We start from the raw sequence: 15169 nt of genomic DNA on the forward strand, positions 1-15169 counted from the left end.
TTATCAGGGCTCTGAAACGAAAAAACCCTTGGCTTCACGCCAAGGGTTTTTCGTTATTCGAACCGCAGCAGGATCATTCCCACTCAATCGTCGCCGGCGGCTTGCTCGACACGTCGTAAGTGACGCGCGAAATGCCTTCGATTTCATTGATGATGCGGCCGCTGACAGTTTCCAGCAGTTCGTAAGGCAGGTGCGCCCAACGTGCGGTCATGAAGTCGATGGTTTCTACGGCACGCAGGGCAACGACCCAGGCGTAACGACGGCCGTCGCCGACCACGCCGACCGATTTGACAGGCTGGAACACTACGAACGCCTGGCTGACCTTGTGATACCAATCGGCCTTGCGCAGTTCTTCGATGAAGATGTGGTCGGCGCGACGCAGCAGGTCGGCGTATTCCTTTTTCACTTCACCGAGGATGCGCACGCCCAGGCCCGGGCCCGGGAACGGGTGACGGTAGACCATGTCGTACGGCAGGCCCAGTTCCAGGCCCAGACGACGCACTTCATCCTTGAACAGTTCGCGCAGTGGCTCGACCAGTTTCAGGTTCATCTCTTCCGGCAGGCCGCCCACGTTGTGGTGCGACTTGATCACGTGGGCCTTGCCGCTTTTCGCGCCAGCCGACTCGATCACGTCCGGGTAGATGGTGCCCTGAGCCAGGTACTTGATGTTGTCCAGCTTGCAGGATTCGGCATCGAACACGTCGATGAAGGTACGGCCGATGATCTTGCGCTTCTTTTCCGGGTCGGCTTCGCCGGCCAGGTTGTTGAGGAACTGCTCCTCAGCGTTGGCGCGGATCACCTTGACGCCCATGTTCTCGGCGAACATGGCCATCACTTGCTCGCCTTCGTGCAGACGCAGCAAGCCGTTGTCGACGAAAACGCAGGTCAGCTGATCGCCGATGGCCTTGTGCAACAGCGCGGCAACCACCGAGGAGTCAACGCCGCCGGACAGACCCAGCAGCACGTTGTCGGTGCCGACCTGGGCGCGGATGTTGGCGATGGCGTCTTCAGCGATCTTCGACGGCGTCCACAGGGCTTCACAACCGCAGATGTCGAGGACGAAGCGCGAGAGGATGCGCCCGCCCTGCTTGGTGTGGGTCACTTCCGGGTGGAACTGCACGCCATAGTAAGCGCGGTCGTCGTTGAACATACCGGCGATCGGGCAGCTCGGGGTGCTGGCGAGGATGTGGAAGTCTTCCGGCATCTTTGTGACTTTGTCACCGTGGCTCATCCACACGTCGAGGCCGAACAGGCCGTCGGCATCGATGTGGTCTTCGATGCCGTCGAGCAGGCGGCTCTTGCCGACCACGTCAACGCGGGCGTAACCGAACTCACGCAGTTCGGAACCTTCAACCTTGCCGCCCAGTTGCTCGGCCATGGTCTGCATGCCGTAGCAGATGCCGAACACCGGAACGCCGAGGTCGAACACCGCCTGCGGGCAGCGCGGGCTGTTGGCTTCGTGCACGGACTCGGGGCCGCCGGCGAGGATGACGCCTTTAGGGGCGAATTCGCGGATCGCATCTTCGTCCATGTCGAACGGGTGCAGTTCGCAGTACACGCCGATCTCGCGCACGCGGCGGGCAATCAGCTGGGTGTATTGCGAACCGAAGTCGAGGATCAGGATGCGGTGAGCGTGAATGTCGAGGGCCATGACTCATTCTCATGTAGTGAATCAGAAACAACTCGGGGCTGAATGAACAGCCCCGGTGATTTAACGTTTTGCTGGAAGCCTCAACCTACGCGGTAGTTTGGCGCTTCCTTGGTGATCTGCACGTCGTGAACGTGGGACTCGGCCATGCCGGCACCGGTGATCCGCACGAACTCGGGTTTGGTACGCATTTCTTCGATGTTGGCGCTGCCGGTGTAACCCATCGAGGAACGCAGACCGCCCATCAACTGGTGAATGATCGCGCTCAGGGTGCCTTTGTACGGCACACGGCCTTCGATGCCTTCCGGAACCAGTTTCTCGGCGCCTGCCGAGGAGTCCTGGAAGTAACGGTCGGACGAACCTTGAGCCTGGGACATGGCGCCCAGCGAACCCATGCCGCGATAAGCCTTGTACGAACGGCCCTGGAACAGTTCGATCTCGCCCGGGGCCTCTTCGGTACCGGCGAACATCGAGCCCATCATCACGCAGGACGCACCGGCCACGATGGCCTTGGACAGGTCACCGGAGAAACGGATACCGCCGTCGGCGATCAACGGTACGCCAGTGCCTTCAAGGGCAGCGGCGACGTTGGCGATGGCACTGATTTGCGGTACGCCGACACCGGCGACGATACGGGTGGTGCAGATCGAGCCGGGGCCGATACCGACCTTGACTGCGTCGGCGCCGGCTTCGGCCAGGGCCTTGGCGGCAGCGCCGGTGGCGATGTTGCCGCCGATCACCTGCACTTCAGGGAAGTTCTCTTTGACCCAGCGTACGCGGTCGATCACGCCTTTGGAGTGACCGTGTGCGGTGTCGACCACCACCACGTCCACGCCGGCATTGACCAGTGCAGTCACGCGATCACCGGTGTCTTTACCGGTGCCGACCGCAGCGCCAACGCGCAGACGACCTTGATCGTCCTTGCTGGCCAGCGGGTAGGCTTTGGCTTTTTCGATGTCGTTGACGGTCATCATGCCTTTGAGGGCGAATTTGTCGTCGACGATCAGCACGCGCTCGATGCGGTGCTTGTGCAGCAGTTCGCGTACGTCGTTCTTGTCGGCGCCTTCCTTGACCGTGACCAGACGCTCTTTAGGCGTCATCACTTCGCGGACAGTGGCTTCCAGACGGTTTTCGAAACGTACGTCGCGGGAGGTGACGATGCCGACCAGGTCGCCATCGTGCAGGACCGGAACGCCGGAGATATTGTGCAGACGGGTCAGTTCGAACAGATCACGCACCGTGGCATCGGCCTCGATGGTGATGGGATCCTTGACCACACCGGCTTCGAACTTCTTGACCTTGCGCACTTCGGCAGCTTGCTGCTCGATGGTCATGTTCTTGTGGATAATGCCGATGCCACCTTCCTGAGCCATGGCGATTGCCAGACGGGCTTCAGTAACGGTGTCCATGGCGGCAGAAACCAGAGGAATATTCAGTTCGATGCCACGGGTAAGACGGGTCTTGAGACTGACTTCGTTGGGAAGTACCTCGGAATAACCGGGCACTAGGAGAATGTCGTCGAATGTCAGAGCTTCTTGGCTGATACGCAGCATCGCGGGGGCTCCCGAGCGGGAAAATGGAAGCGCGCCATTATAGTCAGACACCCCCTGCTGTTCAATGTAAAACTCAGCCTAATTGATAGATGGAAAAGCCCGGCCCTACAGCTCCACCTTGACCCAAGAGACAGGTTGATCGAGCCAATCGGCGAACTCGTCGATAAAGCTCTGCTTGAACCCCGCCTCCAGCCAATTGTTGAAAATGAAGCCGAGGTTGGAAAACGCGCATTCCTGCAAAAACAGAAAGCCGTTGATGTCGTCCTCATGCCCGCATTCGGGGCAGGTGAAATTGTCGGTGCGGCCTGGAAACCAGTCTTCAAGACTCTCGAACAGCGCCTCACCCACTTCGCGGCGACATTCGGCGCAACCCGCCTCTTCGAGAAAGCCCTTGGCCGGGGTGTAGATGCAGCGTTTGGTGACGATCTCCAGGCCATTGACCGGCTCGCCGAACGGCAGCGCTTGCGGGTGCAGCACCACGGCGCGAGCCCCATCAGCGATGGCGTGGGCCATACGGTTGCCGGTGCGGCCGCAGGTAGTCAGCTGTTCTTCGATGATATTCTTGCGCACCAGCCAGCGCACGATCGCCCGCGCCCGGGGCTCGTGCACCGGCAGGGTGGAGATTTTCGGGACGATAATGCTTTGCGAGTTCATGGTGGAGCCTGCTGCCAGTATTTAAGATTTCCAATGTGGGAGCGAGCCTGCTCGCGAAAGCGCAGTGTCAGGCTGCATTTTTGTTGCTGACCCACCGCATTCGCGAGCAGGCTCGCTCCCACAAGGAACTGCGGCCGGCAGCTTAATCCCTGAAGAAATCCGGTCAAGTGCTGAAATAGCGCACCATCAACGCGATCCCGCTGGCCAGCACCAGCCACGTCACCAGCCGCACAAACGCTTCGCGCGACAATCTCATGGTAAGCCGCCGGCCGATCCACAAGCCCAGCGCCATGGCCGGCAACAGACACAGCGCCAGCATCAACAAGGGTAGCTCGGCATACACACCGGCGATGACAAACAGACTCAAGCGCACCACGGTGCTGCAACTGATCAACGCACTTTGCGTGGCCCGCGCCGCTTCCTTGGGCAGGCGGCTGTTCAGATAGATCGCGTAAAGAAAGCCGCCACTGCCAAACAACGCGCCGAACAACCCACCCACCGTGCCCATCGGCACCGCCCACGCCGCTGACAACTGTGCCGGCCGCGCTTTGACCCACAGGCTGTAAACCGCATAGGCGCTGATGAACAGCCCCATCAACAACAGCAACAGATCGGATTTCAGATTCAGCAGGAAGATCACCCCCAACGTGCAGCCGATCGCCATGCACGGCAGCAGCCTGAGCAATTCCGGCTTGGCGACGTCGCGCCGCGAGGGCAGCAGATTGCCGAATGCCGCGACGAAATCCAGCAGCACCAGCAGCGGCACGATTTTCGATAGCGGCATGAACAGAATCAGCATCGGCCCCGCGACCAGCGCCGTGCCGAAACCGGCGATGCCGAAGACGATGTAGGCCAGGGCAATGGCCAACCCGATGACCGCCCAACCGCCAGCGCCCCACGACCACGCCCCCAACAGCTCCATCACGCTCATCGTCCGCATCCTTTATAAGACCGCGCTGACTGTAGCCAGTAGCGGGCAGCACGACCAGATATCAAATTGATCCCATGTGGGAGCGAGCCTGCTCGCGAAGGCGGAGTGTCATTCCCGTTGTTGTCCGCTGACACAATGCTTTCGCGAGCAGGCTCGCTCCCACAGGGTTTTGTGCGGCGTCATGGTGATTGGCGGGCAAATGCCTTTAAACTGCGCCCCATGATTAAAGATCCCTTTGCAAGACTTGGCCTGGACCGTGAAGTCCTGACCGTCAGCCAGCTCAACGGCCGCGCGCGGGTGTTGCTTGAAGACGTGTTCAGCAACATCTGGGTCGAGGGCGAAATCTCCAACCTCGCGCGCCCGGCGTCCGGCCACGTCTATTTCACCCTCAAGGACAGCGGCGCGCAGGTGCGTTGCGCGCTGTTCCGGCAGAACGCCGCGCGCGTACGTCAGGCGTTGAAGGATGGTCTGGCGGTCAAGGTGCGCGGCAAGGTTTCGCTGTTCGAAGGCCGTGGCGACTATCAGCTGATCCTCGACACCGTGGAGCCGGCCGGTGACGGCGCGCTGCGTCTGGCCTTCGATGCGCTGAAGGAAAAGCTCAGCGCCGAAGGCCTGTTCAGTGCCGAACGCAAAGTGCCGCTGCCCGCGCATCCACAGCGCATCGGCATCATCAGTTCGCCGACCGGCGCGGTGATTCGCGACATCATCAGCGTATTCCGCCGCCGTGCGCCGCAGGTGCAACTGACCCTGATTCCAACCGCTGTGCAGGGCCGCGAGGCCACCGCGCAGATTGTCCGCGCGCTGAAAATGGCCGATACCCGTGGCTTCGACGCGCTGATCCTGGCCCGTGGCGGCGGCTCGCTGGAAGACCTCTGGTGCTTCAACGAGGAAGCGGTGGCGCGCGCGGTCGATGCCTGTGTCACACCGATAGTCAGCGCCGTCGGCCATGAAACCGATGTTTCGATCAGCGATTTTGTCGCCGACGTCCGCGCACCGACGCCCTCGGCCGCCGCCGAACTGCTCGCCCCGGATTCCAGCCATCTGATCCGTCAGGTCGAGAGCCTGCACCGGCGTCTGGTGATGCGCATGCGTGACCGCTTGATGCGTGATCGTCTGCGCCTCGAAGGCATGGCCCGTCGCCTGCGCCATCCCGGCGAACGTCTGCGCCAGCAGGCTCAGCGTCTGGATGATCTGGACATGCGCATGCGCCGCGCATTCGAGCGCAGCCTCAATACGCGTCGAGAGCGCCTGATCCGTCTGGAAACGCGTCTCGCCGGGCAACATCCGGGACGCCAATTGGCGATGCTTCGTCAGCGCCTCGACAGCCTCGCCGAACGTTTGCCCCGAGCCATGCGCGATGGTCTGAAACAGCGTCGTCAGCTATTGCACAGTCAGATGCAGACCCTGCATGTGGTCAGTCCATTGGCGACCCTCGGTCGCGGTTACAGCATCCTGCTCGACGAGCGTGGCCACGCGATCCGCAACGCTGCGCAGACCCACACCGGCCAGCGCCTGAAAGCCAAACTCGGCGAAGGCGAACTGCAAGTGCGCGTCGAGGACAATCACCTGACGCCCGTCACCCTCTCTTTACTGGACTGATCCATGCCGCGTTTTCTTGCTCCGCTGCTGTTGCTCTGCCTGACTTTCAACGCCCACGCCGACAGCTACATCACTCGGCTGCTGAACAAACCGGTGCCGGGCGGCGTCGCCGTGGTGGATCTGGGCACCGCAGCGCAGGTGCCGAAAGCCACTTATCAAGGCAAACCGGTATTGGTGGTGAAAGAGCAGAACAACTGGTTGGCGATCGTTGGCGTGCCGCTGACGGTCAAGCCTGGCGCGCAGCAGATCAGCAGTGGCGGGCGTAACCTGCCGTTTACCGTGGGCAGCAAGAAATACCCGGAACAGCACATCACCCTGAAGAACAAACAGCAGGTCAATCCGAACGCCGACAACCTCAAGCGCATTGAAGGCGAACTGGCGGAACAGATCGCGGCTTATCGCAGTTTCAGCCCGAACACGCCGAGCAATCTGCTGCTGGACAAACCGGTCAACGGGCCGCTGTCGAGCAAGTTCGGTGTGCGTCGTTTCTTCAACGGCGAAGAGCGCAATCCTCACGCCGGCCTCGATTTCGCAGTGCCGGCGGGCACGCCAATCAAGACCCCGGCGGCGGGCAAGGTGATTCTGATCGGCAATTACTTCTTCAACGGCAACACGGTGTTCGTTGACCACGGCCAAGGCTTTATCAGCATGTTCTGCCACATGTCGAAGATCGACGTGAAAAACGGCCAGCAACTGGCCCGTGGCGCGGTGGTGGGCAAGGTCGGCGCGACCGGCCGCGCGACCGGGCCGCATATGCACTGGAACGTCAGCCTGAATGACGCGCGGGTGGATCCGGCGATTTTCATTGGGGCTTTCCAACCTTGAATATGGGTTGAGGCGACCGGCCTCTTCGCGAGCAGGCTCGCTCCCACACTGGATCTTATTCACAACAAAGATCCCCTGTGGGAGCGAGCCTGCTCGCGAAGGCGCCCTATAAAACACCGCCATACTCAATGAATCTCCTAAAACTCAATTGCGCCCCAATCTAGCCTTACGCAAACATCAACAACTTCCACCGCCTAAAGCGCAATAAATTCCTGCAAAACCCCGCTTTTCGGGTATTCCTCTCAATTTTTTCCGACTGCTTGCCATCCTTTCCCCTCGCGGTTAGGGTTGAAGCCATGAAAACCTCTCACACCCTCATTCAGCTTCGCCAGCACCGCAGCCTGTGCCTCGTCAGCGCACGACTGCCAGGCTGAATCGCTGCGCCTCGTCCCACGCTTTTCCAAGAACATTCGTTCAACCGGCAGGCCGCCTCTTTTCGGCCCAGACAACAAGGAATTTCCCGATGAGCATGCTCAAAGACCCGTCTTCGAAATACCGCGCGTTTCCCGTCATCAACCTGCCGGATCGTACCTGGCCGTCGAAGACCATCGACGCCGCGCCGATCTGGTGCAGCTCCGACCTGCGTGACGGCAACCAGTCGCTGATCGAACCAATGGACGCGGCGAAGAAGCTGCGCTTCTGGAAAACCCTGGTGCAGGTCGGCGTGAAGGAGATCGAAGCGTCGTTCCCGGCCGCGTCGCAAACCGACTTCGACTTCGTGCGTACGCTGATCGAAGAAGGCCACATCCCGGACGACACCACCATTCAGGTGCTCACCCAGGGCCGTGAAGACCTGATCGAGCGCACCTTCGAATCCCTGCGCGGGGCGAAGAAAGCCATCGTTCACCTGTACAACGCCACCTCGCCTTCTTTCCGTCGCATCGTCTTCAACCAGGACAAGGACGGTATCAAGGCCATCGCCGTCAACGCTGCCAAGCTGTTCGTCAAATACGCGGCCATGCAGCCGGAGACCGAGTGGACCTTCGAATACTCGCCGGAAACCTTCAGCGCTACCGAGCTGGAATTCGCCAAGGAAGTCTGCGACGCCGTGATCGAGGTGTGGAACCCGACGCCTGAGCACAAGATGATTCTCAACCTGCCGGCCACGGTTGAATGCGCGACGCCGAACGTCTACGCCGACCAGATCGAATGGTTTGGTCGCAACATCAACCGTCGTGACAGCGTGATCATCAGCCTGCACACCCACAACGACCGGGGCACCGGCGTCGCGGCCACCGAGCTGGGCCTTATGGCCGGCGCCGACCGCGTCGAAGGCTGCCTGTTCGGCAACGGCGAGCGCACCGGCAACGTCGACCTCGTCACCGTCGCGCTGAACATGTACACCCAGGGCGTCGACCCTGAGCTGGACTTCTCCGACATCGACGGCGTGCGCAAGGTCGTCGAAGAGTGCAACCAGATCCAGGTGCACCCGCGTCATCCGTACGTTGGCGACCTGGTTCACACCGCGTTCTCCGGCTCGCACCAGGACGCAATCCGCAAGGGCTTCGCCCAGCAGAAACCGGACACCCTGTGGGAAGTGCCGTACCTGCCGATCGACCCGGCCGACATCGGTCGCAGCTACGAGGCGGTGATCCGCGTCAACAGCCAGTCGGGCAAGGGCGGCATCGCTTACTTGCTGGAGCAGGAATACGGCATCAGCCTGCCACGGCGCATGCAGATCGAGTTCAGCCAGGTCGTACAGCGTGAGACCGATCGCCTGGGCCTGGAGATGACGGCCAAGCAGATTCACTCGCTGTTGATCAGCGAATACCTGCAGGCCAACACTCCGTATGCGCTCGTCAGCCATCGTCTGCAGGAAGAAAACGGCAACAGCGCCGTCGAAGTCGAAGTAGCCAGCAAAGGTCAGGGCGAAACCAACCTGCACTGGCGCGGCAAGGGCAACGGCGCGCTGGAAGCCCTGGTCGCCGGCCTGCCGATTCCGGTGGAAATCATGGACTACAACGAACACGCGATCGGCGCAGGCACCAATGCCAAAGCGGCGGCCTATATCGAATTGCGTGTGAACGGTGAACGTGCGGTGCACGGCGTGGGTATCGATGAAAACATCACCACGGCGAGTTTCAAGGCACTGTTCAGCGCGCTGAACCGCTCGCTGAGCCAGCCAGAGGCGAAAGCGGCGTAATCCGACTGCTGAAATGCGAAAGGCCCCGGAGTGTGAGCTCCGGGGCCTTTTTTTGCCTTCAGGTTTCTGGCTGACTTTTATGGCCCCTTCGCGAGCAGGCTCGCTCCCACATTTGGAATGCATTTCCCTGTGGGAGCGAACCTGCTCGCGAAGGCGTCCTGACAGGCGCTGGGAGTATCAGGTGAACTCGAAAGTGTCGGCATCCAGGTTCGCCGGAAAGCGCTCGCGATACGCCGCCAACGGCGCCGCTTCCAGAACCACCTTGAACACGCCATCCGCCTCCCCCGCCGCCAGCAACGTCTCGCCCTGGAAATCCAGCACCTGACTGTCGCCGGTATAGGCGAAGCCTTTGCCATCGCTGCCCACCCGATTTACCGCTGCCACGTAGCAGAGATTTTCAATCGCTCGCGCCGGCAGCAGGCGATTCCAGTGCAGACGCCGTGCGCCCGGCCAGTTGGCGGTGTACAGCAGCAGATCGGTGTCCTGCGCGTCGCGGCTCCACACCGGGAAACGCAGGTCGTAGCAGATCAGCGGACGAATCCGCCAGCCCTTGAGCTCGAACTGCACCTGACGCTCGCCCGGCGTGTAATGGTTGTGCTCGCCAGCCATACGAAACAGGTGACGTTTGTCGTAATGCAGCACTTCACCGTCCGGCCGCGCCCACAGCAAGCGGTTGCGATGGCTGCCGTCAGCCGCCTGGATGATCACGCTGCCAGTGATGACCGCATCGAACTTGGCCGCCTGCACCCGCAGCCATTTGCTGCTCGGGCCGTTTTCGGCTTCGGCGAGGGTTTCCGATTCCATCGAGAATCCGGTGGTGAACATCTCCGGCAGGATGATCAGATCGGCGCCCCGGGCCTGTTCCAGCAACAACTCGAAGTGCTCGAGGTTGGCCCGGCGGTCGTGCCAGGCCAGGCTGGTCTGGATCAGCGCCAGGGTCAGGTCTGGCAATGCACTCAGATCACGCATAGTTTCGCCGCCGCGTCACGCAGCGTCTCCTCGCGTTTGGCAAAGCACAGGCGTATCAGGCGCTGGCCTTGCGGTGGATTCTGGTAGAACACCGACACCGGAATGCTCGCGACACCGTGCTCGCGGGTCATCCACATGGCCATGTCGACATCGTTCAGATCCGGACGGATCTGCGAATAATCGACCAACTGGAAATAGGTGCCGGTGACTCGGGTAAAGCTGAAGCGCGATGGCGCAAGCAGATCGCAGAACAGATCGCGCTTGGCCTGATAGAAACCCGGCAGCTCTTCAACGTGTTCCGGGTGCTCGGCCATGTAATCGGCCAGCGCGTATTGCAGCGGCGTGACGCCACAGAAGCTCACGTACTGATGCACCTTGCGCAGTTCGGCGGTCAGGGCTGGCGGGGCGACGACATAGCCGGTTTTCCAGCCGGTGACGTGGTACGTCTTGCCGAACGAACTGACCACGAACGAGCGCTGATACAGCTCTTCATGGGCCAGCACGCTGACATGCGGCACGCCGTCGAAGATCAGGTGTTCGTAGACTTCGTCGCTGATCAGATAGATGTCGCGATCACGGATCAACGCCGCCAGTTGATCGAGCTCGTCGCGGCTGATCAATGCGCCGCTCGGGTTGTGCGGGGTGTTGATGACGATCATTTTCGTCCGCGGACTGAGGGCCGCTGCGAGTTGATCGAAATCGATGGAGAAATCGTCCGGATTCAGTTGCACATGTACGCAACGACCACCCGCCAATTCCGTCGCCGGTGCGTAGCTGTCGTAGCACGGATCGAAGACGATGACTTCATCGCCGCTGTGAATCACTGCCTGAATCGCGCAGAAGATTGCCTGAGTCGCACCGGGCGTTACCGTCACTTCATGATCGGCATCGACTGTCACGCCATAGCTGCGCGCGATCTTGGCCGCGATCTGCTGACGCAACGCCGGCAAACCGGTCATCGGCGAATACTGGTTATGGCCACTGGCGATATGCCGCCCGACCGCATCACGCAACGACTGCGGGCCGTCGAAATCCGGGAAACCCTGGGACAGGTTGATCGCGCCGGTCTGCGCCGCGAGCTGAGACATCTGCGTGAAAATAGTGATGCCGACATTCGGCAGCTTGCTGGTGATCATCGGGGGTTCTCTGCTCAACACCCGGCTCTGACGACGGCGCGGGAGAGCCCGAGGATAGCCCATCCGGCGCCCATAAAAAAAGGGCGCCAAACGGCGCCCTTCTCTCATTGAACAAACCCAATCCTGTGGCGAGGGGATTTATCCCCGTTCCGGCTGCGAAGCAGTCGCAAACCCGTTGAATGCGGTTTGACTGATACACCGCGGACACAGGTTTTGGGGCTGCTGCGCAGCCCATCGGGGATAAATCCCCTCGCCACAAAAGCCCCACACAAAATTGTGCAGGGCCTCGGATCACTTCTTGTCGCGGCGCTTCTTGCTGGCTTTCTTGTTGTGCGACATCAAGCGACGCTTCTTGTTGACCTGGCGGTCGGTCAGCGTGTTCTTGTTGCCTTCGTACGGGTTCTCGCCGCCCTTGAACTCGATGCGGATCGGCGTACCGACCAGCTTGAGTACACGACGGTAAGTGTTCTCCAGATAGCGCACGTACGACTTCGGCACTTTCTCGATCTGGTTACCGTGGATCACGATGATCGGCGGGTTCGCACCACCGAGGTGAGCGTAACGCAGCTTGATCCGACGGTTGTTGACCATCGGCGGCGCGTGCTCGCCCACCGCATCTTCGAGAATCTGGGTGAGGCGGTTGGTCGGCCAGCGGGTAACAGCGGACTTGAACGAGTTCTGCACCGAAGCGTAGAGGTTGCCCACGCCCGTGCCGTGCAACGCCGAGATGAAGTGAATGTCGGCGTAGTCGACGAAGAACAGCCGGCGTTGCAGCTCGACTTTCACGAAGTCGCGCTCGCTCGGCGTCATGCCATCCCACTTGTTGATCGCGATGACCAGCGCACGACCGGATTCGATCGCGAAGCCCAGCAGGTTCAGGTCGTGATCGACCACACCCTCGCGGGCGTCCATCACGAAGATCACCACGTTGGCGTCTTTGATCGCCTGCAGGGTTTTGACCACGGAGAACTTTTCGACTTCTTCGTGGATCTTGCCGCGCTTGCGCACACCGGCGGTGTCGATCAGCGTGTACTTCTCTTCATTGCGCTCGAACGGAATGTAGATGCTGTCGCGGGTGGTGCCCGGCTGGTCATACACGATGACCCGGTCTTCACCAAGCATGCGGTTGACCAGGGTCGACTTGCCGACGTTCGGACGACCGATGATGGCGATCTTGATCCCGTCTTTTTCGCTCGGACCAGGAATGCGCTTGGCTTCCTCGCCTTCGGCAACGACTTCTTCCTCTTCACCTTCAGCCGGCTCGTCATCATCGCGCGGGAATTCGCTCAGGGCGGCTTCCAGCAGTTGCGTGATGCCACGGCCGTGGGCGCCGGCGATCGGGATCGCGTGGCCCATGCCCAGCGGGGCAAATTCGGCGCGGGCCATTTCCGGGTCGATGTTGTCGACCTTGTTGGCCACCACGTGGGAACGCTTGTTACGTTTGCGTAAATGCTCGGCGATCATCTGGTCGGCAGCGGTAAAACCGGCCTTGGCATCTACCAGAAACAGCACCACATCGGCTTCTTCGATGGCCAGCAGCGACTGCTCGGCCATTTTTTCGTCCATACCATGTTCGTCACCGGAGATACCGCCGGTGTCGATCAGAATGTAGGAACGCCCTTGCCACTTGGCCTCACCGTACTGGCGATCACGGGTCAGACCGGACAGGTCGCCGACGATGGCGTCACGAGTCCTGGTCAGGCGGTTGAACAAGGTGGACTTGCCGACGTTCGGTCGGCCCACCAGGGCGATTACGGGAACCATGCGGCTCTCCACTTCGTTATTTCAGAAAATACAAAAGCCGCTGCGAGGCAGCGGCTGGTGCTCGGGGCAACACCCGGGGGCGCTGCAAACCCTGCTGATGCAGGGCTGCTTGGGGATGAACCCCAAGCATAGTTGTTACTTGATGGTCAGGGCTTCCAGTTTGCCGCTGTTGCCATACACATAAATCGTGTCGCCCACCACCAGCGGACGAGCACGCAGGCCGTCGCTGTCGATGCGCTCACGGCCGACGAAACGACCGTCGACCTGACTCAGCAGATGCAGATAACCTTCCAGGTCACCCACAGCTACGTAGCTGGAGAACACTTCCGGTGCCGACAATTGACGGCGAGCCAGCGAATCGTTGTTCCACAGTGCGGTGGTCGAACGCTCGTCGACGCCTTCAACGGTGCCCGAGGACAGGCTCACGTAGACGCTGCCGAAACCCTGAGCGATACCCGCGTAGCTCGACGCATCGCGCTGCCACAGTTGACGACCGCTTTCCAAGTCCAGTGCCGCAACGCGACCCTGATAGCTGGCCACGTACAGCGTGCCGCCCGACAGCAGCAGACCGCCGTCGATGTCGACGACGCGCTCCAGCTCCGAACGACCTTGTGGAATGGCGATGCGTTGTTCCCACACCGGCACGCCGTTGGAGATGTCCAGCGCGACCACTTTACCGGTCGACAGGCCAGCTACGGCCAGGCGGTTGGTGACCAGCGGAGCACTGGTGCCACGCAGGGTCAGGACCGCCGGGGTGCTGTCATACACCCAGCGCTGGTTGCCGGTGGCAGCGTCCAGCCCGATCAGACGATCGTCCTGGGTCTGCACGACGACCACGTCGCCATTGTTGGCCGGCGGCGCGAGCACTTCACTGTTGACGCGGGCACGCCACTTCTCTTCACCGTTGCTGGTGTCCAGAGCGACGACTTCGCCACGCAGCGTACCGATCAGTACCAGACCATAACCCACGCCGACGGCGCCGGAGACAGGCAGTTCCAGATCCTGGTCCCACTTCACGTCGCCGTTGCTGCGATCCAGCGCCATCACCACACCAGTCACATCGGCGGCGTAGATGGTGTCACCGTCGATCGCCGGCACCAGCATGTTGTAGGTTTCGCCCTGACCGTCACCGATCGAGCGGCTCCACTGCTTCTGCAGAACGACTTCTTCTTTGAAGTCGGTCAGTTCGGCCGGTGGCAATTCTTTCTTGCTGTTGCTGCTGCAACCCGCGGCCAGAAGGGCCAGAGCCAGCAATGCTGCATGCTTCCAACGGATCACGTCACGCATCCCCTTTGGCCAGGTCGTCGAGCTTGATTTGAAGGCCACCGACCGCCGCTTCATCCGACAGTGCCGCCTTGGCTTTTTGATACGCCTTGTTCGCGTCATCGGTACGGCCCAAGCGCACCAGCAGGTCGCCCTTGAGTTCTTCGCGAGTGGCCAGGAACGCTTTGTCGGCATCGCCGTCGAGCAGTTTCAGGGCGTCTTCGGCCTTGTCCTGCGCGCCCAGCACCTGCGCCAGACGCTGACGGGCGATTTCGCCCAGCGCCGGGTTGGCCGGTTTGTCGACGATGGCTTTGAGTTCGGTTGCCGCGTCGTCCAGCTTGCCGCTGTCGACCGCCACTTTGGCGACGAACAGGCTGCCGTATTGCGCATAGGCAGAACCGCCGTACTCGCTGTTGAGCTTGCCGGCCAGATCCGCAACGCGGGCGGCATCAGGCTTGCCGTCAGGCGTCAGCGTGGTTTCCAGCAATTGCTGATAGAGCACCGAGGCGCCTTGCGACTGGTTGCTCTGGTACTTGTGCCAGGCCTGCCAGCCGAACACGATGACCAGCGCCAACAGGCCGCCGGTGACCAGAGGTTTGCCGTTGCGTGTCCACCAGTCCTTCAAATCCGCCAACTGTTCGTCTTCGGTACTCGACACCCCAATACTCCTTAATCGCTAAATCG

At 61.0% G+C, this 15169-nt stretch carries 12 protein-coding genes; 3 read left to right on the forward strand and 9 right to left on the reverse strand.

Going from position 1 to position 15169, the window contains the following annotated elements; genetic code table 11:
- Window positions 1–73: 73 nt before the first annotated feature.
- The 4 genes from guaA to AB4O12_RS16055 all read right to left on the reverse strand — a co-directional run bounded on the left by guaA (window position 74) and on the right by AB4O12_RS16055 (window position 4786).
- The gene (gene guaA / locus AB4O12_RS16040) at window positions 74–1651 is read right to left on the reverse strand and encodes a glutamine-hydrolyzing GMP synthase (protein WP_016773344.1); all 1578 of its coding nucleotides are present in this window, start codon (window positions 1649–1651) and stop codon (window positions 74–76) included.
- Window positions 1652–1731: 80 nt separating this feature from the next.
- Complete coding sequence (guaB, locus tag AB4O12_RS16045) at window positions 1732–3201, reverse strand: IMP dehydrogenase (RefSeq protein ID WP_016773343.1); 1470 nt, start codon at window positions 3199–3201, stop codon at window positions 1732–1734.
- Window positions 3202–3306: 105 nt separating this feature from the next.
- Window positions 3307–3855, reverse strand: coding sequence for a sugar ABC transporter ATPase (locus AB4O12_RS16050; RefSeq protein ID WP_041479923.1), 549 nt, complete (start codon window positions 3853–3855; stop codon window positions 3307–3309).
- A gap of 163 nt (window positions 3856–4018) precedes the next feature.
- Complete coding sequence (locus AB4O12_RS16055; RefSeq protein ID WP_095181712.1) at window positions 4019–4786, reverse strand: sulfite exporter TauE/SafE family protein; 768 nt, start codon at window positions 4784–4786, stop codon at window positions 4019–4021.
- A gap of 219 nt (window positions 4787–5005) precedes the next feature.
- Between AB4O12_RS16055 and xseA the strand changes: the two genes are divergently transcribed.
- The 3 genes from xseA to leuA all read left to right on the forward strand — a co-directional run bounded on the left by xseA (window position 5006) and on the right by leuA (window position 9353).
- Window positions 5006–6385: an exodeoxyribonuclease VII large subunit gene (gene xseA, locus AB4O12_RS16060; protein ID WP_252868232.1), complete on the forward strand. Its 1380-nt coding sequence runs from the start codon at window positions 5006–5008 to the stop codon at window positions 6383–6385.
- A 3-nt stretch (window positions 6386–6388) separates the two neighbouring features.
- Window positions 6389–7210 (forward strand): peptidoglycan DD-metalloendopeptidase family protein, encoded by an 822-nt coding sequence (locus AB4O12_RS16065; RefSeq protein WP_305381496.1) that lies wholly within the window; start codon window positions 6389–6391, stop codon window positions 7208–7210.
- A gap of 463 nt (window positions 7211–7673) precedes the next feature.
- Complete coding sequence (leuA, locus tag AB4O12_RS16070) at window positions 7674–9353, forward strand: 2-isopropylmalate synthase (RefSeq protein WP_016773339.1); 1680 nt, start codon at window positions 7674–7676, stop codon at window positions 9351–9353.
- A gap of 177 nt (window positions 9354–9530) precedes the next feature.
- Here the strand turns inward: leuA and AB4O12_RS16075 are convergent, their stop codons facing one another.
- From AB4O12_RS16075 to AB4O12_RS16095, 5 genes are all read right to left on the reverse strand, one after another.
- Entirely contained in the window at window positions 9531–10322 is a 792-nt protein-coding gene (locus tag AB4O12_RS16075; RefSeq protein ID WP_460059080.1) for an amidohydrolase, read from the reverse strand.
- Window positions 10310–11458 (reverse strand): pyridoxal phosphate-dependent aminotransferase, encoded by a 1149-nt coding sequence (locus tag AB4O12_RS16080; protein ID WP_460059082.1) that lies wholly within the window; start codon window positions 11456–11458, stop codon window positions 10310–10312. Before AB4O12_RS16080 ends, AB4O12_RS16075 begins: the two co-directional genes overlap by 13 nt.
- 291 nt (window positions 11459–11749) lie before the next feature.
- A complete protein-coding gene (gene der, locus AB4O12_RS16085) occupies window positions 11750–13222 on the reverse strand; it encodes a ribosome biogenesis GTPase Der (RefSeq protein ID WP_024014210.1) in 1473 nt (490 codons plus the stop codon).
- Between the two features lie 135 nt (window positions 13223–13357).
- Window positions 13358–14509, reverse strand: coding sequence for an outer membrane protein assembly factor BamB (bamB, locus tag AB4O12_RS16090; RefSeq protein WP_460059084.1), 1152 nt, complete (start codon window positions 14507–14509; stop codon window positions 13358–13360).
- On the reverse strand, window positions 14502–15143 hold the full coding sequence (locus tag AB4O12_RS16095; protein ID WP_056790153.1) for a tetratricopeptide repeat protein: 642 nt from the start codon (window positions 15141–15143) through the stop codon (window positions 14502–14504). Before AB4O12_RS16095 ends, bamB begins: the two co-directional genes overlap by 8 nt.
- Window positions 15144–15169: the final 26 nt, after the last annotated feature.

The sequence above is a fragment of the Pseudomonas sp. S2_A05 genome (assembly GCF_054668485.1).

Bases quoted from the DNA above. Each gene is read 5' to 3' on its own strand.
- guaA (WP_016773344.1), bottom strand. From the start codon at position 1,651: ATGGCCCTCGACATTCACGCTCACCGCATCCTGATCCTCGACTTCGGT.
- guaB (WP_016773343.1), bottom strand. From the start codon at position 3,201: ATGCTGCGTATCAGCCAAGAAGCTCTGACATTCGACGACATTCTCCTA.
- AB4O12_RS16050 (WP_041479923.1), bottom strand. From the start codon at position 3,855: ATGAACTCGCAAAGCATTATCGTCCCGAAAATCTCCACCCTGCCGGTG.
- AB4O12_RS16055 (WP_095181712.1), bottom strand. From the start codon at position 4,786: ATGAGCGTGATGGAGCTGTTGGGGGCGTGGTCGTGGGGCGCTGGCGGT.
- xseA (WP_252868232.1), top strand. From the start codon at position 5,006: ATGATTAAAGATCCCTTTGCAAGACTTGGCCTGGACCGTGAAGTCCTG.
- AB4O12_RS16065 (WP_305381496.1), top strand. From the start codon at position 6,389: ATGCCGCGTTTTCTTGCTCCGCTGCTGTTGCTCTGCCTGACTTTCAAC.
- leuA (WP_016773339.1), top strand. From the start codon at position 7,674: ATGAGCATGCTCAAAGACCCGTCTTCGAAATACCGCGCGTTTCCCGTC.
- AB4O12_RS16075 (WP_460059080.1), bottom strand. From the start codon at position 10,322: ATGCGTGATCTGAGTGCATTGCCAGACCTGACCCTGGCGCTGATCCAG.
- AB4O12_RS16080 (WP_460059082.1), bottom strand. From the start codon at position 11,458: ATGATCACCAGCAAGCTGCCGAATGTCGGCATCACTATTTTCACGCAG.
- der (WP_024014210.1), bottom strand. From the start codon at position 13,222: ATGGTTCCCGTAATCGCCCTGGTGGGCCGACCGAACGTCGGCAAGTCC.
- bamB (WP_460059084.1), bottom strand. From the start codon at position 14,509: ATGCGTGACGTGATCCGTTGGAAGCATGCAGCATTGCTGGCTCTGGCC.